General features: G+C 68.7%; 22 protein-coding genes. 14 read left to right on the top strand and 8 right to left on the bottom strand.

The annotated features are described in order from the left end of the window. A complete protein-coding gene (locus LCL87_RS00605) occupies positions 1-858 on the bottom strand; it encodes a 3-hydroxyacyl-CoA dehydrogenase (RefSeq protein ID WP_031939955.1) in 858 nt (285 codons plus the stop codon). Positions 859-951: 93 nt separating this feature from the next. Between LCL87_RS00605 and curA the strand changes: the two genes are divergently transcribed. Then, positions 952-1,986, top strand: a complete 1,035-nt coding sequence (gene curA, locus LCL87_RS00600; protein ID WP_225015498.1) for an NADPH-dependent curcumin/dihydrocurcumin reductase — start codon at positions 952-954, stop codon at positions 1,984-1,986. A 3-nt stretch (positions 1,987-1,989) separates the two neighbouring features. On the opposite strand, the gene LCL87_RS00595 is transcribed toward curA, so the two are convergent. The 5 genes from LCL87_RS00595 to dapD form a co-directional block, all read right to left on the bottom strand. Next, a complete protein-coding gene (locus LCL87_RS00595) occupies positions 1,990-2,952 on the bottom strand; it encodes a TauD/TfdA family dioxygenase (RefSeq protein WP_225015496.1) in 963 nt (320 codons plus the stop codon). After that, positions 2,949-3,608: a TetR family transcriptional regulator gene (locus tag LCL87_RS00590; protein ID WP_225015494.1), complete on the bottom strand. Its 660-nt coding sequence runs from the start codon at positions 3,606-3,608 to the stop codon at positions 2,949-2,951. Before LCL87_RS00590 ends, LCL87_RS00595 begins: the two co-directional genes overlap by 4 nt. 169 nt (positions 3,609-3,777) lie before the next feature. After that, positions 3,778-4,587: an enoyl-CoA hydratase gene (locus LCL87_RS00585; protein ID WP_225015491.1), complete on the bottom strand. Its 810-nt coding sequence runs from the start codon at positions 4,585-4,587 to the stop codon at positions 3,778-3,780. Positions 4,588-4,699: 112 nt separating this feature from the next. After that, complete coding sequence (locus LCL87_RS00580) at positions 4,700-6,034, bottom strand: amino acid permease (RefSeq protein ID WP_225015582.1); 1,335 nt, start codon at positions 6,032-6,034, stop codon at positions 4,700-4,702. Positions 6,035-6,105: 71 nt separating this feature from the next. After that, positions 6,106-7,059 carry a 2,3,4,5-tetrahydropyridine-2,6-dicarboxylate N-succinyltransferase gene (dapD, locus tag LCL87_RS00575; RefSeq protein ID WP_225015488.1) on the bottom strand — a complete coding sequence of 318 codons (954 nt, stop codon included), beginning with the start codon at positions 7,057-7,059 and terminating at the stop codon, positions 6,106-6,108. 116 nt (positions 7,060-7,175) lie between these two features. Between dapD and dapE the strand changes: the two genes are divergently transcribed. The 10 genes from dapE to LCL87_RS00525 all read left to right on the top strand — a co-directional run bounded on the left by dapE (position 7,176) and on the right by LCL87_RS00525 (position 15,648). Then, positions 7,176-8,273, top strand: a complete 1,098-nt coding sequence (gene dapE / locus LCL87_RS00570; RefSeq protein WP_225015487.1) for a succinyl-diaminopimelate desuccinylase — start codon at positions 7,176-7,178, stop codon at positions 8,271-8,273. Positions 8,274-8,291: 18 nt separating this feature from the next. Further along, positions 8,292-9,098, top strand: a complete 807-nt coding sequence (locus tag LCL87_RS00565) for an LOG family protein (RefSeq protein WP_225015484.1) — start codon at positions 8,292-8,294, stop codon at positions 9,096-9,098. After that, positions 9,092-9,652 (top strand): cytokinin riboside 5'-monophosphate phosphoribohydrolase, encoded by a 561-nt coding sequence (log, locus tag LCL87_RS00560; protein WP_225015475.1) that lies wholly within the window; start codon positions 9,092-9,094, stop codon positions 9,650-9,652. The genes LCL87_RS00565 and log overlap by 7 nt, the downstream gene beginning before the upstream one ends. An 83-nt stretch (positions 9,653-9,735) precedes the next feature. Then, the gene (locus LCL87_RS00555; RefSeq protein WP_510850673.1) at positions 9,736-11,517 is read left to right on the top strand and encodes a long-chain-acyl-CoA synthetase; all 1,782 of its coding nucleotides are present in this window, start codon (positions 9,736-9,738) and stop codon (positions 11,515-11,517) included. Positions 11,518-11,546: 29 nt separating this feature from the next. Next, positions 11,547-12,473: a dihydropteroate synthase gene (folP, locus tag LCL87_RS00550; RefSeq protein WP_510850672.1), complete on the top strand. Its 927-nt coding sequence runs from the start codon at positions 11,547-11,549 to the stop codon at positions 12,471-12,473. Next, positions 12,470-13,393: a glucosyl-3-phosphoglycerate synthase gene (locus tag LCL87_RS00545; protein WP_225015471.1), complete on the top strand. Its 924-nt coding sequence runs from the start codon at positions 12,470-12,472 to the stop codon at positions 13,391-13,393. Before folP ends, LCL87_RS00545 begins: the two co-directional genes overlap by 4 nt. A 49-nt stretch (positions 13,394-13,442) precedes the next feature. Further along, a complete protein-coding gene (locus LCL87_RS00540; RefSeq protein ID WP_225015469.1) occupies positions 13,443-13,772 on the top strand; it encodes a DivIVA domain-containing protein in 330 nt (109 codons plus the stop codon). Beyond that, entirely contained in the window at positions 13,769-14,341 is a 573-nt protein-coding gene (locus LCL87_RS00535; RefSeq protein ID WP_510850671.1) for a DNA-3-methyladenine glycosylase I, read from the top strand. Before LCL87_RS00540 ends, LCL87_RS00535 begins: the two co-directional genes overlap by 4 nt. 150 nt (positions 14,342-14,491) lie before the next feature. Further along, positions 14,492-14,659: a DUF3117 domain-containing protein gene (locus LCL87_RS00530; RefSeq protein WP_003931055.1), complete on the top strand. Its 168-nt coding sequence runs from the start codon at positions 14,492-14,494 to the stop codon at positions 14,657-14,659. Between the two features lie 134 nt (positions 14,660-14,793). Beyond that, a complete protein-coding gene (locus tag LCL87_RS00525; protein WP_225015467.1) occupies positions 14,794-15,648 on the top strand; it encodes a putative RNA methyltransferase in 855 nt (284 codons plus the stop codon). On the opposite strand, the gene glgA is transcribed toward LCL87_RS00525, so the two are convergent. Next, on the bottom strand, positions 15,621-16,793 hold the full coding sequence (gene glgA, locus LCL87_RS00520; RefSeq protein ID WP_225015466.1) for a glycogen synthase: 1,173 nt from the start codon (positions 16,791-16,793) through the stop codon (positions 15,621-15,623). The genes LCL87_RS00525 and glgA overlap by 28 nt on opposite strands. Before the next feature lie 101 nt (positions 16,794-16,894). Between glgA and glgC the strand changes: the two genes are divergently transcribed. Then, complete coding sequence (gene glgC / locus LCL87_RS00515; protein ID WP_225015464.1) at positions 16,895-18,109, top strand: glucose-1-phosphate adenylyltransferase; 1,215 nt, start codon at positions 16,895-16,897, stop codon at positions 18,107-18,109. A 21-nt stretch (positions 18,110-18,130) separates the two neighbouring features. On the opposite strand, the gene LCL87_RS00510 is transcribed toward glgC, so the two are convergent. Beyond that, positions 18,131-18,763: an O-methyltransferase gene (locus LCL87_RS00510; protein ID WP_510850670.1), complete on the bottom strand. Its 633-nt coding sequence runs from the start codon at positions 18,761-18,763 to the stop codon at positions 18,131-18,133. Positions 18,764-19,034: 271 nt separating this feature from the next. Here LCL87_RS00510 and sigE point away from each other — a divergent pair, with 271 nt between their 5' ends. Together sigE and LCL87_RS00500 are read left to right on the top strand one after the other, a co-directional pair. Beyond that, positions 19,035-19,709 (top strand): RNA polymerase sigma factor SigE, encoded by a 675-nt coding sequence (gene sigE / locus LCL87_RS00505; RefSeq protein ID WP_225015461.1) that lies wholly within the window; start codon positions 19,035-19,037, stop codon positions 19,707-19,709. An 18-nt stretch (positions 19,710-19,727) separates the two neighbouring features. Then, positions 19,728-20,090, top strand: a complete 363-nt coding sequence (locus tag LCL87_RS00500; RefSeq protein ID WP_225015459.1) for a cupin domain-containing protein — start codon at positions 19,728-19,730, stop codon at positions 20,088-20,090. The last annotated feature ends 53 nt before the right edge of the window (positions 20,091-20,143 follow it).

The raw sequence follows: 20,143 nt of genomic DNA, 5'->3' as shown, positions 1-20,143 counted from the left end.
TCAGTCCTTGTAGCGGTAGAAGCCCTCGCCCGACGCGACGCCGAGCTTGCCCTTGTCGATGTAGTTCTCCTTGAGCCACACCGCCAGCTTCTGTGCGTTCTCGTCCCCGTGCGCCATGATGTTGTACGGCGTGGTGAGGCCGATGATGTCGAAGATCTGGAACGGTCCCATCGGTGCGCCGGTGGCGATCTTCCAGGTCTTGTCGACATCCTCCGGTTCGGCGTAGCCACCGGCGGCGAGGGCCGCCGCCGAGTTCAGGAACGGCACGAGCAGCGAGTTCAGCACGTAACCCGCCTTCTCCTTGTGCAGTTCGATCGGGACCATGCCGATCTCGGTCGCGAACTCGACGACGGTGCGGAACACCTCGGGGTCGGTCTGCTCGGTGCCCATCACCTCGGCGGTGTTGAACCGCCACACCCGGTTCGCGAAGTGCAGCGCGAGGAAACGGTCGGGGCGGCCGGTGGCCTCGGCGAGGTCACTCGGCAGCAGCGTCGACGAGTTCGTCGCGAAGATCGTCCGCTCCGGCGCGGCAGCGCCGATCCGGCGGTACGTGTCCTGCTTGAGCGACAGGATCTCCGGAATCGCCTCGATGACGAGATCCGCGTCGGCGACCGCCGCGTCGAGATCGGACGTCAGCGCGAGACGGTCCAGGGTGGCGGCGGCGCTGCCGTCGTCGGCACCGGGAACGTCCTGGCGATACGTGTCGACCAGGCCGGCGAAGCGACCGCGCGCGGCGTCGAGAGCTTTGTCGTCGATGTCGTACGAGGTGACCTCGAATCCCTTGAAAGCCGTCTGAAAGGCGATCTGGGAGCCGAGCACTCCCGCGCCCAGCACGGTGACCTTCCGAATGTCCGTCATGAACCCTCCAGGTTTCCGTTCGGCCGAATCGGGCGACGGCCGACTCTTCTCGACCATATCCCCGGCCGACCGGGCGGGCGTACCGTCGGGAGCATGAGCGTCGTCACGAGCACCCGCATCGTTCTCGCTTCGCGACCGCACGGTGAGCCGACTGCGGACAATTTCCGCACGGAGACAGTCGAATTGCCGGACCTGTCCGACGGCCAGGTGCTGCTGCGCACCGTCTACCTGTCGCTCGATCCGTACATGCGCGGCAGGATGAGCGCCGCCGAATCGTACGCCGACCCGGTGGAGGTGGGCGACGTCATGGTCGGCGGGACGGTGTCGCGGGTGGTGGAGTCGCGCAACCCGCGCATCGCGGCGGGCTCGTACGTCCTCGGGTACACCGGGTGGCAGACGCACGCCGTGGTCGACGGCAATACCGTGCGCCCACTCGACCCGGACCGTGCCCCGCTGTCGACCGCCCTCGGCGTGCTCGGGATGCCCGGCTTCACCGCATACTCGGGTCTGCTGAAGATCGGCCGCCCGCAGGCCGGGGAGACCGTCGTGGTGGCGGCGGCGTCCGGTCCGGTGGGGTCGGCCGTCGGGCAGATCGCGAGGATCCAGGGCGCGCGCGCCGTCGGGATCGCCGGCGGGCCCGACAAGTGTGCGTACGTGCGCGACGAACTCGGATTCGACGCCGCGATCGACCACCGCGCACCGGATTTCGCGGAGCAGTTACGGTCAGCCGCCCCGGACGGCATCGACGTCTACTTCGAGAACGTCGGCGGACCGGTTACCGCGGCCGTGCTGCCACTGCTCAACCTCTACGCCCGGATCCCGGTGTGCGGGTTGGTGTCCCAGTACAACGCGGCCACGACACCGGAGGGACCGGATCGGCTGCCGGGATTCATGGGCCTGATCCTCACCAAGAGCCTGACCGTGCGTGGATTCATCCAGTCCGAGTTCGTCGCGGAGATGTACGCGGACTTCGAACGCGACGCCTCCCGGTGGATCGCCGAGGGACGGCTGAAGTACCGGGAGGACGTCGTGCACGGACTGGACAACGCGCCGTCCGCGTTCCTGGGAATGCTGCACGGCAAGAACTTCGGCAAACTCGTCGTCCGGGTCGGCCCCGAGGACGGCTGACGGTCAGGCCTGGACGCCGACGGGCTTGTCGCCGACGATCGAGATGCGGTCCATCACCCGGCGGGCCGGGAAGTAGTCGCTCGACGCGTAGTGCTGGCAGGTGCGGTTGTCCCAGAAGGCGATGGTGTCGGGCTGCCACTGCAGTCGCACCTGGAATTCGGGACGCTGGACGTGCCGGTAGAGCGCGCGCAGGATCTCGTTCGACTCCTCCTCGGAGACACCGAGAATGCGCTGCGTGAAGACGGAGTTCACGAACAGCACGCGGCGTCCGGTCTCCGGGATCACGCGCACGACCGGATGCGTCACCGGGGGGAACGCGGGGCGGAGCATCTCGACGGTCTCCGCCGGCATGCCGCGGCCGAACGAGTTGATCCAGTCGTGCTCGGCCTCGAGGTGGTCGATGCGCGCCCGGAGGTCCTCGGGGAGCAGGTCGTACGCCGCTCCGGTGTCGGCCCACAGCGTGTCACCACCCACGTCGGGTACCTCGACGCCCCGCAGAACTGCTGCGAAAGAGGGGAATTCGTGCCACGTGACGTCGTTGTGCCACATGTTCTCGACCCCGACCGCCATCGCGTCCTTCGCGAGGGTCGCGACGTCCGCGTCGCTCTGCCCGGGCTGGGTGTACTTGAAGAACGGGTGCTGCTCCAGTTCGCCCCAGCGGGCGGCGAACGCGCGATGGTCGGCGCGGTCGATGTCCTGGTCACGGAAGAACAGCACTTTCCACTCCAGCAGGGCGCGACGGAGCTCGGCGAGCACGTCGTCGGACAGGTCACCGGTCAGCCGGATCCCGGAGATCTCGGCGCCGATGGTCGGGGTCTTCGGCGTGAGTGAGAACAGCTCGTAGGGACGGACATCGGCGCTCTCGGTGGTACGTCGTGCGACGAGAGGGCCGACGGCGTAGAGCGGATCCGTCGGCCGCGGTTCGATGAAGGTCCGGAAGATGTCGGGATTGGCGGAAGCGGTCATAGCGAAACTCCTTGGGGATCGGTCTGTTCCGTCGGATCTGGAGTGCTGTGTGGAACGGATGTGGGGGCCTCGAGTACGGCAACGCACGTGTCGACCAGGTCCGCGACGATCGCGGCGGTCTGTGCCGTGGTGCGCTGTGTCCCTTCCCGTGCGGCGAGGGTCGTCATGCCGAGCACGACGATGTTGTCGGCGCGCCATTCCGCGACCTCTCCCGGGGCCGGGCAGAGGTCGACGAGCAATCGGTGTACGCGACGGTAGGTTTCGGCTCGCAGATGCTTCTGGATCACGTCGGCCAACGCGGGGTCGAACAGGGCCTGGACGAGGAAGCGGGCGTACCGGCTGTCGGGTCGGCCGAGGGTTTCGGCGGCGAGTGGCCGGACGAGAGCCTCCACAGCCTGTCGCGCGCTCGGCGCGCCGCCCAGCCGCTCCATCTCGTCGAGTAGTTCCTGCCGCCGTGCGTTGACGGGGGACATGCGGAGTTCGACGAGCGCCTCGATGAGACCCTCGCGGGACCCGAAGTGGTACTTCGCGGCCGACTTGTTGGACTGGTTGGCCGCGATCTGGACGTCCTTGAGCGTCAGGGCGGGCATGCCCCGTTCGGCGATGATCTGCTCGGCAGCCTCGAGCATCGCGTGTCGCGCCGTGTTCTGGATCACATCGGTGACATTAAGGCCGTGGCCTTAATGCTGTCAACGGTTTCCCGGATTTCCGTCCCCTCGCGTTTTGCGCACTTATCGCGAGAATCCGGCACCCCCGCCCGCGTTTCGCGCACTTATCGCGAGAGAGGTGGGGCGGGGGTGGGTCGGGTTGTGTGTGGGCGGCCGGCTAGCGGGCGTCGCGGAAGACCGGGTCGCGCTTCTCCTTGCGCGCGAGGGTGGCCTCCTCGAAGTTGTCGGTCATCAGTCGAATCATCAACTGGCCGAGTCCCTCCTGGTTCATGTGCTGCGCCATCGACGATGCGTCGAGGCTCGACCACAGGGTGCGCTTGGTGAGTTCGACACCGGGCCGCGAGAACATCGCGATCCGCTGCGCCATGTCGAACGCCTCATCGAGGAGATCCTCCTGCGCCACGACGCGGGACACCAGACCGATGCGTGCGGCCTCGTCGGCGTCGACGTCGCGGCCGGTGAGCATGATCTCGAACGCCCGTGACGATCCGATCGCCCGCGGCAGCAGGTAGCTCAGGCCGAGTTCGCTCGCCGTCAGGCCGTTGTTGATCCCGGCCGCGCGGAAGTAGGCCTCGGGGGCGGCGAGGCGGATGTCCGCGGCCAGCGACAGGCACAGTCCGCCGCCGATCGCGGCACCGTTGACCGCCGCGATCACCGGCTGGTGCATGCGGCGCAGCGTGAGGATGACGTCGTCGAGCAGTTCCATCGAGCGCAGCGCGATCGACGGACGGGTGAGCCCCTCGATGTGCGGGATCGGGCCGGCTGATCGCTGATCGGCGCCCGAGCAGAAGCCCCGGCCCGCGCCGGTGATCACGACGGCGCGTACCGAGGTGTCGTTGCTGATGGCCTCGAGTGCTTCCCGGAACGGAATCATGACGTCGAACGCCATCGCGTTCATCCGTTCCGGACGATTGAGGGTCACCAACGCGACGTTCTCGCGCGGCCGTTCGACGACGATGAAGCTCAACGGATCTCCTACCGGTGCGGGTCGATTTTCGCCGACATTACGCCGCAGGAGCGCCCGATGTGCCCGTTCTTGCGGGACGCCACGGTGGCCTCGCCCATGGATTCCGGGGGGGCTACGGCTTGGCGCCCGGCTCCACCGCGGCCGCGGTCTTGCGGGCCCGACGTCGCGAGGTGATCAGCCCGAGGGCGAGGATCACGAGGAACAGCACCGCGGTCGAGATCAGCTGTTCCCGCGCGTCCGCGTCGAACGCCATCAGCACCACGAACCCGGCCAGCAGCGCCAGCGTCAGGTAGCTCAGATAGGGGAACAGCCACATCCGGACCGTCAGCTTGCCCTCGCGCTCGAGCTTCGGGCGGAGCCGCAGGTGCGCGATCACGATGAACACCCAGATCACCAGCAGGGCCGCGCCGACGGCGTTGAGCAGGATGCCGAGCAGGTCGTCGGGCAGTAGCCAGTTCAGCAGCACGCTGACGAAACCGAAGAACACCGACAGCAGCACCGCATTGGTCGGCACGCCCGTCTTGGACAGCGTCGCGAGGGCCTTCGGGCCGTCGTTGCGGCGGGCGAGGGAGAACGCCATCCGCGACGTGCCGTAGACGTTGGCGTTGAACGCGGACAGCAGCGCGATCACCACGACCAGTTCCATCAGCCCGGAGACGTACGGGAGGTTCGCCTTCTCCAGCACCGAGACGAACGGTCCGTCCTGCAGTTCGGGATCGTTCCACGGCAGGACCAGGACCATGATGCCGATGGCGCCGATGTAGAAGACGCTGATCCGCCACATGACGGTGCGGACGGCGGTGGCGATCGATCGCTCGGGATCCTCGGACTCGGCCGCGGCGATGGTGACGATCTCGATGCCGCCGAACGCGAACGCGACCACCAGCAGGCCCGCCGCGATACCGCTGAACCCGTTGGGCATGAACCCGCCCTCACCGAGCAGGTTCGTGAATCCGACGGGGTCGGTGTCCGGGAGGAGGCCGAAGACCAGGAGGACACCGACGACGAGGAAGCCGATGATCGCGGCGACCTTGAGGGCCGCGAACCAGAACTCGAACTCGCCGAAGTTGCTGACCTTCGCGAGGTTGACGACGGCGAAGAAGGTGACGAACACCAGCGCGATCACCCATTGGGGGACGCCGGGTAGCCAGTCGTTGACGATCGCGGACGCGCCGGTGATCTCGGCGCCGAGCACCATGATCAGCATGAACCAGTACAGCCAGCCCATGACGAAGCCGGCCCATTCGCCGATACCGATGCGCGCGTAGTGCGAGAAGGATCCGCTGGCAGGCAGAGCGGCACCCATCTCGCCGAGCATGCGCATGACGCACACGACGACGAAACCGGCGATCACGTAGGAGATGAGGACCGCGGGGCCTGCCTTCGCGATCCCGACGCCGGTCCCCAGGAAGAGGCCGGCGCCGATGGCCGACCCCAGGCCCATCATCGTGAGATGACGGACCTTGAGGCCGTGGCCTAATCGAACGGGAGTTTCGGTGGAGCTCACAGAACCTGGAATCAGTCGTTGGCGTGCAGGGCGGCGTTCAGTTCCACACCGGTGCCCTTCCACGGCACCACCTCGACGGCGCCGGAGACGGAGTTGCGGCGGAACAGGATGTTCGACTGGCCGCTCAGATCGGCGGCCTTGACGACGGTGCCGTCCGGTCCGGTGACCTTGGTGCCGGCGGTGATGTAGAGACCCGCCTCGACGACGCAGTCGTTCCCGAGGGAGATGCCGAGGCCGGCGTTGGCGCCGAGCAGGCAGCGCTCACCGACGGAGATGACCTGCTTGCCGCCACCGGACAGCGTGCCCATGATCGACGCGCCGCCGCCGACGTCGGAGCCGTCACCGACGACGACACCGGCCGAGATGCGGCCCTCGACCATCGAGGAGCCCAGCGTGCCGGCGTTGAAGTTCACGAAGCCCTCGTGCATGACGGTGGTGCCGCTCGCCAGGTGGGCGCCGAGGCGGACACGGTCGGCGTCCGCGATGCGCACGCCCGACGGGACGACGTAGTCGACCATGCGGGGGAACTTGTCCACACCGAAGACGGTGACCGGGCCGCGGATGCGCAGGCGCGAGCGGACCAGCTCGAAGCCGTCGACGGCGCAGGGGCCGTAGCTGGTCCACACGACGTTGGCCAGCAGTCCGAAGACGCCGTCCAGGTTCACGCCGTGCGGCTGCACCAGACGGTGCGACAGCAGGTGCAGGCGCAGGTAGGCGTCGTGCGCGTCGACCGGCGGCGCGGACAGATCGGTGATCGTGGTGCGCACCACGACCTGCTTGACCTCGCGGGCCTCGTCGTGGCCCGCCAGCAGCGCGAGGTCCGACGGAATGTCGGTGCCCTCGAGCGCGACGGTTCCGTTGTCCTGGTACTCGCCCAGTTCGGGGGCCGGGTACCAGGTGTCGAGGACCGTGCCCGACTCGGTCACGTTGGCGACGCCTACTGCAGATGCTCCCTGTGCACTCACGGGTGCACAGGTTACGCGAGTCACGGCGAGCCTTCCTGTCCGGTGAGTCCGATTGTGACCGCGCGCGCGTTCCGACCGGTCGGGGGACGGGGGAGTGCAGCGCCTAACCTGGAGACGTGAGTCTCCTCGATCTGCATGCCGACCCCATCGACCTCACCGCGGCGCTCGTGGACATTCCGAGCGTGTCGCACGACGAGCGCGCGATCGCCGACGCGGTCGAGGAGGCGCTACGGGAGCAGACGACGGGGTTCGAGGTGATCCGCAACGGCGACGCCGTCCTCGCACGCACGAATCGCGGTCTGCCCAGCCGGGTGATGCTCGCCGGGCACCTGGACACCGTGCCGATCGCCGACAACGTCCCGAGCCGGCGCACCGTCGACGAGCGCGGTGATCTGCTCCACGGCTGCGGCACCGTCGACATGAAGTCGGGTGACGCGGTGTTCCTGCACCTCGCGGCGACCGTCTCCGATCCGGCGCACGACCTGACACTGGTGTTCTACGACTGCGAGGAGATCGCCGCGCAGTACAACGGACTCGGCCGGATCGAACGGGAACTCCCGGAGTGGCTGCGCGCCGACGTCGCGATCCTCGGCGAGCCGACCGGTGGCCTCATCGAGGCGGGCTGCCAGGGCACTCTCCGGGTTCGGCTGAGCACGTCCGGCGTGCGGGCACACTCGGCCCGGTCGTGGCTGGGCGACAACGCGATTCACAAGTTCGCCCCCGTACTCGAGAGACTGTCGTCGTACGAGGCCCGGTCCGTGGACATCGACGGCTGCGTCTACCGCGAGGGACTGTCGGCGGTGCGGATCTCGGGCGGGGTGGCCGGCAACGTCGTGCCCGACGCCGCGGAGATGGACGTCAACTTCCGGTTCGCGCCCGACCGCAGCGTCGAGCAGGCGATCGCGCACGTGCGTGAGGTGTTCGATCCGTCGGCGCTGGGTGGTCTCGAACTCGGGTTCGAGGTGACCGACAGCTCGCCCGGCGCGCTGCCGGGGCTGGCGAACCCAGCCGCGGCCGCACTCATCGCCGCAGCGGGCGGGCAGTTCCGTGCCAAGTACGGGTGGACCGACGTCTCCCGGTTCTCGGCGCTGGGCATCCCGGCGGTCAACTACGGCCCGGGCGACCCGAACCTGGCGCACAAGCGCGACGAGCACGTGCCGGTGCAGCAGATCACCGAGGTGGCCCGCGTGCTGCGTGGGTACCTGAGCGCGTGAGCGCCTAGCCTGGGCCGCATGGCACCTGACAGGAAGACCGGTTCCGCCCGGCCCAACAGTTCGTCGGTGAAGCACCGCGGTCCGGTCATGCTGCGGCGCGATCGCAAGGCTGAGTCGACGAACGCCGACCGGAGGCTGCTCGATCAGCGTGGGCCCACCGACTGGGTGCACACCGACCCATGGCGGGTGCTGCGCATCCAGAGCGAGTTCATCGAGGGTTTCGGGGCGCTCGCGGAGGTTCCGCGTGCGGTCACGGTGTTCGGGTCGGCCCGCACGCCCGAGGAGTCGACCGAGTACGCGATGGCGCACGATCTGGCCGCCGCGCTGGTGGAGGCCGGCTTCGCGGTCATCACGGGCGGCGGCCCCGGTGTCATGGAGGCCGCCAATCGCGGGGCCAGCGAGAGCGGCGGCTATTCGATCGGGCTGGGCATCGAGTTGCCGTTCGAGCAGCGGCTCAACGACTGGGTCGACCTCGGCATCAACTTCCGGTACTTCTTCGCACGCAAGACGATGTTCGTGAAGTACTCGCAGGCGTTCATCTGCCTGCCGGGCGGGTTCGGCACCCTCGACGAGTTGTTCGAGGCGCTCACCCTGGTCCAGACACGCAAGATCACCCGGTTCCCGATCATTCTGGTCGGGACGGAGTTCTGGTCCGGGCTGCTGGACTGGCTGCACGGCGTCCTCGAGCAGTCCGGCAAGATCTCGCCCGGCGACATCGATCTCATCCACGTCACCGACGACATCGACGAGGTGGTCCGCATCGTCGTCGAGTCGCAGCAGGGCGTGGACGAGGCGGCACTTCTGGGAGACGAGGACGAATGGTGAACGAAGAGAAGAACGCTGGGAAGTTCGCCGTGTGCGTGTACTGCGCGTCGGGGCCGGTGGACGAGCAGTTCCTGCAGTTGGCGTCCCAGGTCGGCACCGCGATCGGTCGTCGCGGCTGGCAACTGGTGTCCGGCGGAGGCAACGTCTCGATGATGGGCGCGGTCGCGACGGCGGCGCGCGAGGCCGGGGCGTGGACCGTCGGCGTGATCCCGAAGGCGCTCGTGCACAAGGAGGTTGCGGACGTCGACGCCGACGAACTGATCGTCACCGACACGATGCGCGAGCGCAAGAAGATCATGGAGGACCGGGCGGATGCGTTCATCACGCTGCCCGGTGGCATCGGCACGCTCGAGGAACTGTTCGAGACGTGGACGGCCGGCTACCTCGGGATGCACGAGAAGCCGGTGGTGATGCTCGACCCCGTCGACCACTTCCGTGGTCTGCTGCACTGGCTCGAGGGTCTGAAGGCACAGGGATTCGTGGCGCAGCGCGCGCTGGACGGGCTGACCGTCACGGGTGACGTCGAGGCGGCGCTGGACGCGTGCACGGGGTGAAAGCGGTTCCGCTCTAGGGGTTCCGGGGACGGGTCGCAAAGGTTACTGTGGAGTAAGAAACGACCCGTCCCCTCCCGACAAGGATGCCGATGAGTTCTGACGCCGCTGCTTCGACGATCGGTCTGGTGCAGTTGGCGCTGCAACTGCCGCGCATGGCGACGGAGATTCCGGGCCTGGCCCGCGGGGCGCTCGGCCTCGCCCGGAAGCCCGAGGCGCGCGAGTCCATTGGCCGCGTCTTCCAGGAACTGGCACGGCGGCAGCCGGACCGGCCGTTCATCCGGTTCGACGGAGCCTCGATCGGCTACGGGGAAGCGAACGCGCGGGTGAACCGGTACGCCGACGTGCTCGCCCAGCAGGGAGTCCGGCGCGGCGACGTGGTCGGGATCCTCATGAAGAACCGTCCGGAGTCGCTGTTGCTGACGCTGGCGACCGTCAAACTCGGTGCCGTCGCCGGCATGCTCAACCACAATCAGCGCGGCGACGTGCTCGCGCACAGCCTGTCACTGCTCGGCAGTCGCGTCCTGGTGGTGGGGGAGGAGTGCGACGAGGCGATCGCGTCGCTGCCCGGCGCGCCGCACGCGGATACCGTGCTGTCCGGAAGCAAGCTGGACGAGCTCGCCGAGGGTGCAAGCGCGTCGAATCCGGCTGTGTGCGAGCGCATTCAGGCCAAGGAGCGGGCGTTCTACATCTTCACGTCCGGCACAACCGGGCTGCCCAAAGCGAGCCTGATGAGCCACTTCCGCTGGCTCAAGAGCATGTCCGGGCTCGGCGCGATGGGAGTTCGGCTGCGCCGCAACGACACCCTGTACTGCGCGCTGCCGCTCTACCACAACAACGCGCTGACGGTCTCGCTGTCGTCGGTACTCTCGTCCGGGGCCACCTTCGCGATCGCCCGCAGCTTCTCGGCGTCGCGATTCTGGGACGACGCGAAGCTCAACGGTGCCACCGCCTTCGTCTACATCGGCGAGGTGTGCCGCTACCTGCTCAATCAGCCCGCGCGACCGTCGGACCGCGACAACGGGATTCGGCTCATGGTCGGAAACGGTCTGCGGCCGGAGATCTGGACCGAGTTCACCGAGCGCTTCGGGATCGACCGCGTGGCCGAGTTCTACGGGGCCAGCGAGTGCAACATCGCGTTCGTCAACGCGCTGGGTGTCGAGCGCACCGCCGGCGTGTGTCCGCTGCCGTACGCGGTGGTCGAGTACGACCCCGACACCGGACGGGCTCGTCGTGCGGCGGACGGGCGGCTGCGCCGGGTGGGTGTCGGCGGGGTGGGTCTGCTGCTGTCCAAGGTCACCGACCGGGCGCCGTTCGACGGTTACACCGATCCCGAGGCCAGCGAAAGCAAGCTCGTCCGAGACGCTTTCAAGGACGGCGACTGCTGGTTCGACACCGGTGACCTCGTCCGGGACCAGGGCTACATGCACGTCGCGTTCGTCGACCGGTTGGGCGACACCTTCCGGTGGAAGGGGGAGAACGTCGCGACCACCGAGGTCGAGGGCGCGATGTCGGCGCACCCGGCGATCGAGCAGTCGGTGGTCTACGGCGTCGCCGTTCCGGGCGCCGACGGCAAGGCCGGAATGGCTGCGGTGACGGTTCGCGAGGGCCACGAGTTCGACGGCGCTCAGCTGGCCGCGGACCTGTTCGGCAGGCTGCCGTCGTACGCGGTACCGCTGTTCGTGCGGGTCGTCGACTCGCTCGAGACGACCTCGACGTTCAAGAGTCGCAAGGTGGAACTGCGGGAGGAGGCCTACTCCTCCGACGTCGACCGGCTGTACGTGCTGGCCGGCCGCGGGGACGGGTACCTGCCCGCCTACGACGGCTACGCGCGCGCGGTGGCCGACGGGACTGCTCCCGGAGCGTAGTGAGACGTCGGTCATGCGAACATGGGGGCATGGCACCGCGCCCCGCCTCCGACAACGATTCGGTGACCTCGGCCCCCTGGGCACCCGGTCACGTCCTGCCCACGTTGTGCGGCAGGCCCGTCGCGACCGATCGTGCGCTCGTGATGGCGATCGTCAACCGCACCCCCGACTCCTTCTACGACCAGGGTGCGACCTTCTCCGACGAGGCAGCGATGGCGGCCGTCGACCGGGCGGTCGCCGAGGGCGCCGATGTCGTCGACATCGGTGGGGTGAAGGCGGGACCGGGCACGCTGGTGGACGCCGCCGAGGAGACCCGTCGGGTGGTTCCGTTCGTGGAGGCGATCCGGGCGCGGTACCCGGACGTCATCATCAGTGTCGACACGTGGCGCAGCGAGGTCGCGAGGCTCGCGTGCGGTGAGGGCGCCGACCTGATCAACGACACCTGGGCGGGTGCCGATCCGGGTCTGGTGGAGGTCGCCGCGGAACTGGGCGCCGGGATCGTCTGCTCGCACACCGGCGGAGCGGTGCCGCGCACGCGGCCGCACCGGGTCCGGTACGCCGACGTGGTCGCCGACGTGGTCGACGAGGTGATGCGGGCGGCCGAGCACGCGACCGCTCTGGGGGTGAAGCCCGACTCGATCCTGGTCGATCCGACCCACGATTTCGGGAAGAACACCTTCCACGGGCTCGAATTGTTGCGCCGTGTGGAAGATCTCGTTAACACCGGGTGGCCTGTGCTGATGGCCCTGAGCAACAAGGATTTCGTCGGGGAGACTCTAGGTGTGGAACTGGCCGACAGGTTGGAGGGCACTCTGGCGGCTACCGCACTAGCGGCAGCCGGGGGCGCCCGCGTGTTCCGCGTCCACGAGGTTGCCTCGACCCGTCGGGTGGTCGACATGGTCGCCGCGATCATGGGCACACGGCAGCCCGTCCGCACCGTACGGGGGTTGGCATGAGCATCACCGAAGCGTCACGCACCTGGACGGACGCGAACAGTTGGGATCACCCCGACTGGAGCATCGCCGAACTCGAGCGCGCGAAGGCCGGCCGCACCGTCTCGGTGGTGCTGCCCGCGCTCAACGAGGAGAAGACGGTTGCCGGTGTCGTCGACACCATCCACCCGCTGCTGGGCGGACTGGTCGACGAGCTGATCGTGCTCGATTCCGGCTCGTGCGACGCGACGGCCGAGCGCGCCGCCGCGGCAGGTGCCACCGTGATCAGCCGCGAGGACGCCGTGCCCGGGCTGTCCCCGGTCGCCGGCAAGGGGGAGGTGCTGTGGCGGTCGATCGCCGCGAGCACCGGAGACCTGATCGCGTTCGTCGACTCCGACCTCGTCGAACCCGATCCCGCGTTCGTGCCCAAGCTGCTGGGTCCGCTGCTCACGGTCGACGGCATCCACCTGGTCAAGGGCTACTACCGGCGGCCGCTGCGGGTCAGCGGGACCGAGGACGCCAACGGCGGCGGACGCGTCACCGAACTGGTGGCGCGGCCCATGCTGGCGGCATTGCGCCCCGAACTGACCTGCGTCCTGCAGCCGCTCGGCGGCGAGTACGCCGGCACCCGGGAACTGCTGTCGTCGGTGCCGTTCGCGCCCGGCTACGGCGTCGAGATCGGACTGCTGCTCGACACCTACGACCGACTCGGCCTCGGGGCGATCGGCCAGGTCAACCTCGGCGTGCGCAAGCACCGCAACCGGCCGCTGTCCGAACTCGGGGTGATGAGCCGGCAGATCATCGGCACGATGCTGCGGCGCTGCGGCGTCGACGACACCGGTGCCGGACTGACCCAGTTCCTGGTGGACGGCGACTCGTTCGTGCCCGCGCACACCGACGTCTCGCTGGCGGACCGGCCGCCGATGAACACCGTCCGGCCCTGACCGCTCACTCCTGACGGCCGCTGTCGGAGGTTCGTGACAGGATCGGGGCATGCTGACGGTCCTGATCTACCTGTTGGTCATGGTGCTCGTCGGTGGCCTGCTGTTCCTCGGCGCGAGCGCCGTGTTCGGTCGTTCCGAGGAATTGCCGCCGCTGCCGCCGGGAACCACCGCGACGGAGTTACCTGCCGAGGACGTCACCGGAGCGGACGTCAAGGCGTTGCGGTTCCAGCAGACGTTGCGCGGCTACAAGGCCAGCGAGGTCGACTGGGCGCTCGACCGGCTCGGGCGCGAAATCGACTCGCTGCGAGCGCAATTGGCGGTCCGTGATGCGGGCGCCGGCGCCGCCGGCGCACCCGGGGATTCGGAGGCGTCACGATGATGCCCGACGACCGGACGCGCTGCCCGTGGGCGGTCGACTCCGACGGCTCGCGGCTCTACACGGACTACCACGACCTCGAGTGGGGGCAGCCGCTGCACGGCCGCGACGAACTGTTCGAGCGCCTGTGCCTCGAGGCGTTCCAGTCGGGGTTGTCGTGGATCACGATCCTGCGCAAGCGAGAAGCGTTCCGAAAGGCCTTCGAGGGGTTCGACCCCGAGAGGGTGGCCGCCTACACCGACGCCGACGTCGAACGGTTGTTGGATGACGCCGGGATCGTCCGCAACCGCGCGAAGATCGAGGCGGTGATCGGGAACGCCCGCGCCGTACTCGACCTGTCCGGGACGGACCTCGACACGCTGCTCTGGTCTTTCGCGCCGCCGCGGCGCGCCAGGCGCTTGGACCGAGTCGACGACGTTCCGGCGGTCACACCCGAGTCCACGGCGATGGCGAAGGAACTGAAGCGTCGAGGGTTCCGTTTCGTGGGTCCTACCACGGCATATGCGCTCATGCAGGCCACCGGGATGGTCGACGATCACCTGGCGTCGTGCTGGGTCGAACCGGGTCGCTGACGACGCCGGATTCGAGTGGTTTTCCGCCTCAGCTACCCGGCAACCCGCTCGATAAGGAAGAATGGACTACGAGCCTCGCTAAGAGCTGGCGGGGCAAACGGTAACCCGAGGCGCTAGCGGAGTCCAGCGCAGATTTGGAGGGAGCAGAGGATGGCGGCCATGAAGCCCCGGACCGGGGACGGTCCCCTCGAGGCAACCAAAGAGGGACGAGGAATCGTCATGAGGGTTCCACTCGAGGGCGGTGGACGTCTGGTCGTCGAACTCACCCCGGAAGAGGCTGCGGCGCTGGGGGACGAACTCAAGGGTGTCACCAGCTGATCGGTGCATCCCTCCGCGGTGTCTCGGCCGGGTCGGCTCACGATTTGTGTGAGGCAACCCGGCCGATGCCTGTGTGCTGATCGCCGCGCGGCCACTCGAACGACGGATCCCACGGAAAGGGCACGGCGGTACCGGTGCTGGCTGATGTGAGCGCACTTCTCGCGTGCCCACAGTGTGGTGACGGGCTCGATCCCGTCGATCGAACCCTGGTCTGCCCGCGAGGGCACAGTTTCGACGTGGCTCGGCAGGGCTACGTGACCCTGCTGACCGGCGCGGCCACCAAGTTCACCGGTGACAGCCCCGAGATGGTCGCGGACCGCTGCGAATTCCTCGACGCCGGTCACTTCGACCCGCTCATGACTGCCGTGGCCGACGCGGTCGTGCAGTCCACCCCCGACGGCGTCGATCCCCGGATTCTCGAGGTGGGCGCCGGAACCGGTCACTATCTGGCCCGCGTGCTCGACGCGGCGCCGGCCGCACAGGGCATCGGACTGGACGTCTCCAAGCCGGCGGCGCGTCGGCTGGCCCGGTCCCACCCGCGTGCCGCCGCGGTCGTCGCCGACGTGTGGCGGCAACTGCCGGTCCGGGACGGCGTCCTCACCCACGTGCTGTCGATCTTCGCGCCGCGCAACGCCGCCGAGATCGACCGGGTTCTCGGCGACGACGGGACCCTCGTCGTCCTCACCCCCACCGATCGGCACCTGCACGAGCTGGTCGACCTGCTCGGCATGGTGCGGGTCGACGACCGCAAGGTCGAGCGCCTCGGCGAGACGATGGCGGGGCACTTCGAACGGGTCCACCGCACACCCGTGGAGATCTCCATGCCGCTCTCGCATCGCGACGTCGACCACCTCGTCGGGATGGGGCCGTCCGCCCGGCACCTGCCGCCCGCCCGCCGGGCGGAAGCGATCGCCGCACTGCCCGAACCGTTCCCGGTGACCGCGTCCGTAGTGGTTTCCACCTACCGGCGCGCGAGCACGTCCCGGTAGACGTCCAACGTCTGCTGCGCCACCCGGGCCCACGAGAACTCCGCAGTCGCGCGTACTCGTCCCGCCCGGCCCATCGCCGCGGCGACGTCCGCGTCCGCAGCCACGGCGTTGACGGCGTCGGCGAGCGCGTGCTCATAGGCCTCGGCCTCGTACGAGTTGTAGTGCACCAGGCGGCCGGTGACCCCGTCCTGCACCACCTCCGGGATGCCGCCGACGTCCGAGGCGACCACCGCCGTCGCGCAAGCCATCGCCTCGAGATTCACGATCCCCAGCGGCTCGTAGACCGAGGGGCACACGAAAACCGTCGCGGCGGAAAGTATCTCGCGAACCTGGGCGGCGGGCAGCATGTCCCGGATCCAGAACACCCCGCGTCGTGCCGAGGCGAGGCGGGCAACCTCCCGCTCCGTCTCCTCCGCGAGTTCCGCGGTGTCCGGCGCGCCCGCGCACAGCACCAACTGGATCGACGGATCGAACCGGTGCGCGGCGGCGACGAGGTGCGCGAGTCCCTTCTGCCGCGTGATGCGTCCGACGAAGACCGCGATCGGGTGGTCGGGGGCGATGCCGTGCGCGGCGAGCACCGAAGGGGCGCCGGGGTCGGCCGGGCCGGGGTACCAGACGCCCGTGTCGATCCCGTTGTGCACCACGTGCACTCGCGCTGGATCGATCGCCGGGTACGTGTCGAGGACGTCGGCCCGCATGCCCGCGCTGACCGCGATGATCGCGTCGGCGTGCTCCATCGCGTTGCGTTCGGACCACGAGGAGATCCGGTACCCGCCGCCCAGTTGCTCGGCCTTCCACGGCCGTCGCGGCTCCAGAGAGTGCGCCGTGACGACGTGCGGGATGTCGTAGAGAGAGCCCGCCAGGTGCCCGGCGAGGCCGGCGTACCACGTGTGCGAGTGCGCGACGTCGGCGCCGCCCGCGGCGTTCGCCATCCGCAGTTCGGCCGACAGGGTGCGCAGGGCCGGATTGGCGGCGGACAGCTCGGCGTCCGGGCCGTGGACGAAGGCGCCGTCGCGCGGTGCACCCATGCAGTGGACGTCCACGTCGCACAGCGTGCGCAGGTGCGAGACCAGTTCGGTCACGTGGACACCCGCACCGCCGTAGATCTCAGGGGGGTATTCCTTCGTCATCATCGCCACCCGCACCGGCTAAACGTAACCGCCGGAACCCGTTTCCTGCCAGCGACGCCGGGCGTGTTCCCTGCAACGCTGGCGGCGGCCGGGGGCCGCCCGATAGGTTGACTGGTGTGAGGAGTCAGCCCCATGTGCTCGGGATCGTGCTCGCCGGTGGCGAGGGTAAGCGCCTGTACCCGCTCACGGCTGACCGGGCCAAGCCCGCTGTCCCGTTCGGCGGTGCGTATCGGCTCATCGACTTCGTGCTCAGTAACCTCGTCAACGCCGGCTACCTGCGGATCTGCGTGCTCACCCAGTACAAGTCGCACTCGCTGGACCGGCACATCTCGCAGACCTGGCGGCTGTCCGGGTTCGCGGGCGAGTACATCACCCCGGTCCCGGCGCAGCAGCGACTCGGGCCGCGCTGGTACACCGGCAGCGCCGACGCGATCTTCCAGTCACTCAACCTCGTGTACGACGAGGACCCCGAGTACATCGTCGTGTTCGGTGCCGACCACGTGTACCGGATGGACCCCGAGCAGATGGTTCAGCACCACATCGACTCCGGTGCCGGCGTCACCGTTGCCGGCATCCGGGTGCCGCGCAGCGAGGCGTACGCGTTCGGCTGCATCGACAGCGACGAGTCCGGCCGCATCACCCAGTTCCTGGAGAAGCCCGCGCATCCGCCCGGCACCCCGGACGACCCCAACGTCACGTTCGCGTCGATGGGCAACTACGTGTTCACCACGAAGGTTCTCGTCGACGCGATCCGCGCCGACTCCGAGAACTCGGACTCCGACCACGACATGGGCGGCGACATCATCCCCGCGCTCGTCGACGCCGGCCTGGCGTCGGTCTACGACTTCAAGAACAACGTGGTGCCGGGCGCGACGGACCGGGATCGCGGGTACTGGCGCGACGTCGGGACCATAGACGCGTTCTACGAAGCGCACATGGACCTGGTGTCGGTACACCCGGTGTTCAACCTCTACAACCGGCGCTGGCCCATCCGCGGCGGCGCCGAGAACCTCGCGCCGGCCAAGTTCGTCAAGGGCGGACTCGCTCAGGAATCCGTCGTGGGCGCCGGCTCGATCCTGTCCGCGGCGACGGTCCGAAACTCGGTGCTCAGTTCCAACGTGATGGTCGAGGACGGGGCCACCGTCGAGGGCAGCGTCCTGATGCCGGGCGTCCGGGTCGGCAAGGGCGCCGTGGTGCGTCGCGCCATCCTCGACAAGAACGTCGTCGTGGGGGAGGGCGAGATCATCGGCGTCGACCTCGAACGCGACCGTCAGCGTTTCGCCGTCAGCAACGGCGGCGTCGTGACGATCGGAAAGGGCGTCTGGATCTAGCAGTCGGTCCGGATCCAGTAGTCAGAGGCGGGCGGCGCAGAGCAGTCCGTCGCCGATGGGGAACAGCACGCGGGTGAGGCGTTCGTCGTCCGCGATCGCGCGCGCAGCCTCGCGGACCGCGATCGTCGCAGCGTCGCGCTGGCCGGGATCGGCCACCCGGCCACCGAGCAGCGCATTGTGCAGCACGATGACGCCGCCCGGGCGCAGCAGGCGCACGCCCTCGCGAACGAAGTGCGGGTGATCCGCCGGTGCGTTGTCCACGAACACGAGGTCGTACGCGGAATCCGCGAGCCGCGGCAGGACGTCGAGCGCGCGGCCGTTGATCAGGCGGGTGCGCGACGGGGCGATGCCCGCGACCCGGAAGGTCTGCTTGGCGGCGCGCTGGTGCTCGGGCTCACTGTCGATCGTGGTGAGGACGCCGTCCTCGCGCATGCCCCTCAGCAGCCACAGTCCGCTCACGCCGGCGCCCGTCCCGACCTCGACAACCGTCTTCGCGTCGAGCATCTTGGTGAAGAGCGCGAGGGCCGCACCGACGGGCGGGGGCACGGGCGCAGCGCCGAGTTCCACGGCGCGGTCGCGCGCGGTGGCGAGCATCTCGTCCTCGAGGATCGCGTCCTCGGTGTGAGTGAGAATTCGTTCGGCGTTGGTGAGCACGCAATAGAGGCTAGCCGGGCCGCCCCGGCGTGGTGCCGAGGCTCGCTCGCGCCCCTGCTCGGCAAGATTCTCAGGCCCCGCTCAGGTTGCTCATACTCGGCACATATCGAGGTGCGAGAGGGTGATCCCATCGCCGGACGACTAGACCGCACGGCGTGAAGATCGCGCGACGGAGGATCGGCGGGAACAATTCCTCGTTCCGGGGAGTTGAACCGGCAGAATCCCGTGTCTCGTGATCAGCGGTCCTGAGTAGGAGGATCCACCCATCCACATGATCAATGCCGAACGCACCCTCACCGACACCGCCGACCTTACGCTCGCGGCGGGCACAGATTCAGGTGTGTCCGCGCTCGGCATCGACTCAGGACTGACCGAACCGACCGGCACGGCCGCATTCGACGCGACGGGCGACAAGTCCGCGATGCCGTCGTGGGACGAGCTCGTTCGCGAACACGGCGACCGGGTCTACCGGCTGGCCTACCGTCTCTCCGGCAACGCGCAGGACGCCGAGGACCTCACCCAGGACACCTTCATCCGGGTGTTCCGATCGCTGCAGAACTACCAGCCCGGCACGTTCGAGGGCTGGCTGCACCGCATCACCACGAACCTGTTCCTGGACATGGTCCGGCGCCGCAACCGCATCCGCATGGAAGCCCTGCCCGAGGACTACGACCGGGTCCCCTCCGACTCGCCCAACCCGGAGCAGATCTACCACGACGCCCGCCTGGCCCCCGACCTGCAGTCCGCGCTCGACTCGCTCGCCCCGGAGTTCCGCGCCGCTGTGGTCCTGTGTGACATCGAAGGCCTGTCGTACGAGGAGATCGGTGCGACACTGGGCGTCAAGCTGGGTACTGTTCGCAGCAGGATCCATCGTGGACGACAGGCGCTGCGTGAGCACCTCGCCGCGAATGGAAAGGTTGATGCCGACCAGATCGGTGTCGGATAGGCAATGCAGGAGGGTTTGATGACGCAGGCGCGCAGACCTCGTCAGTTCGGCTCTACCGAGCACCTTGCGAGCGAGGCGATCGCGTCGTACGTCGACGGCGAACTGCGCATGAACGCCTACCTCCGCGCGTCGCAGCACCTGGCGCTGTGCCCGGACTGCGCGGCCGAGGTCGAGGCGCAGCAGCAGGCGCGCATCGCGTTGCGCCGCGCCGCCTCGGACGTGTCGATGCCGAGTTCCCTGCTCGGCCTCCTCAGCCAGATTCCGCGCTGCCACCCGGTCGAACCCGATCCCACGCCCCGTCAGGACTCGGTGTCCGGGATCATCTCCTTCGAGCGTGACAGCGACATCGCCAGGCGCTGGCCCTTCCGCCGTCGCCGCTGACGTGCCGCGACCCGCGCGGTCGCCCGAATCGGCGATACTGGCATCCGTGATCG

Source organism: Prescottella equi, assembly GCF_020171745.1.
GTDB classification, from domain to species: domain Bacteria; phylum Actinomycetota; class Actinomycetes; order Mycobacteriales; family Mycobacteriaceae; genus Prescottella; species Prescottella equi_A.
The sequence above is the reverse complement of the archived record's forward strand: the minus strand, read 5'-3'. Positions and strand labels throughout refer to the sequence as shown.

What these genes read in the sequence shown, in the direction of transcription:
- LCL87_RS00555 (WP_510850673.1), top strand. Translation starts at nt 9,736, where the DNA reads ATGCCGATGAGTTCTGACGCCGCTGCTTCGACGATCGGTCTGGTGCAG.
- LCL87_RS00545 (WP_225015471.1), top strand. Translation starts at nt 12,470, where the DNA reads ATGAGCATCACCGAAGCGTCACGCACCTGGACGGACGCGAACAGTTGG.
- LCL87_RS00540 (WP_225015469.1), top strand. Translation starts at nt 13,443, where the DNA reads ATGCTGACGGTCCTGATCTACCTGTTGGTCATGGTGCTCGTCGGTGGC.
- LCL87_RS00535 (WP_510850671.1), top strand. Translation starts at nt 13,769, where the DNA reads ATGATGCCCGACGACCGGACGCGCTGCCCGTGGGCGGTCGACTCCGAC.
- log (WP_225015475.1), top strand. Translation starts at nt 9,092, where the DNA reads ATGGTGAACGAAGAGAAGAACGCTGGGAAGTTCGCCGTGTGCGTGTAC.
- curA (WP_225015498.1), top strand. Translation starts at nt 952, where the DNA reads ATGAGCGTCGTCACGAGCACCCGCATCGTTCTCGCTTCGCGACCGCAC.
- LCL87_RS00500 (WP_225015459.1), top strand. Translation starts at nt 19,728, where the DNA reads ATGACGCAGGCGCGCAGACCTCGTCAGTTCGGCTCTACCGAGCACCTT.
- folP (WP_510850672.1), top strand. Translation starts at nt 11,547, where the DNA reads ATGGCACCGCGCCCCGCCTCCGACAACGATTCGGTGACCTCGGCCCCC.
- LCL87_RS00565 (WP_225015484.1), top strand. Translation starts at nt 8,292, where the DNA reads ATGGCACCTGACAGGAAGACCGGTTCCGCCCGGCCCAACAGTTCGTCG.
- LCL87_RS00580 (WP_225015582.1), bottom strand. Translation starts at nt 6,034, where the DNA reads ATGATGGGCCTGGGGTCGGCCATCGGCGCCGGCCTCTTCCTGGGGACC.
- LCL87_RS00605 (WP_031939955.1), bottom strand. Translation starts at nt 858, where the DNA reads ATGACGGACATTCGGAAGGTCACCGTGCTGGGCGCGGGAGTGCTCGGC.
- LCL87_RS00530 (WP_003931055.1), top strand. Translation starts at nt 14,492, where the DNA reads ATGGCGGCCATGAAGCCCCGGACCGGGGACGGTCCCCTCGAGGCAACC.
- LCL87_RS00595 (WP_225015496.1), bottom strand. Translation starts at nt 2,952, where the DNA reads ATGACCGCTTCCGCCAATCCCGACATCTTCCGGACCTTCATCGAACCG.
- sigE (WP_225015461.1), top strand. Translation starts at nt 19,035, where the DNA reads ATGATCAATGCCGAACGCACCCTCACCGACACCGCCGACCTTACGCTC.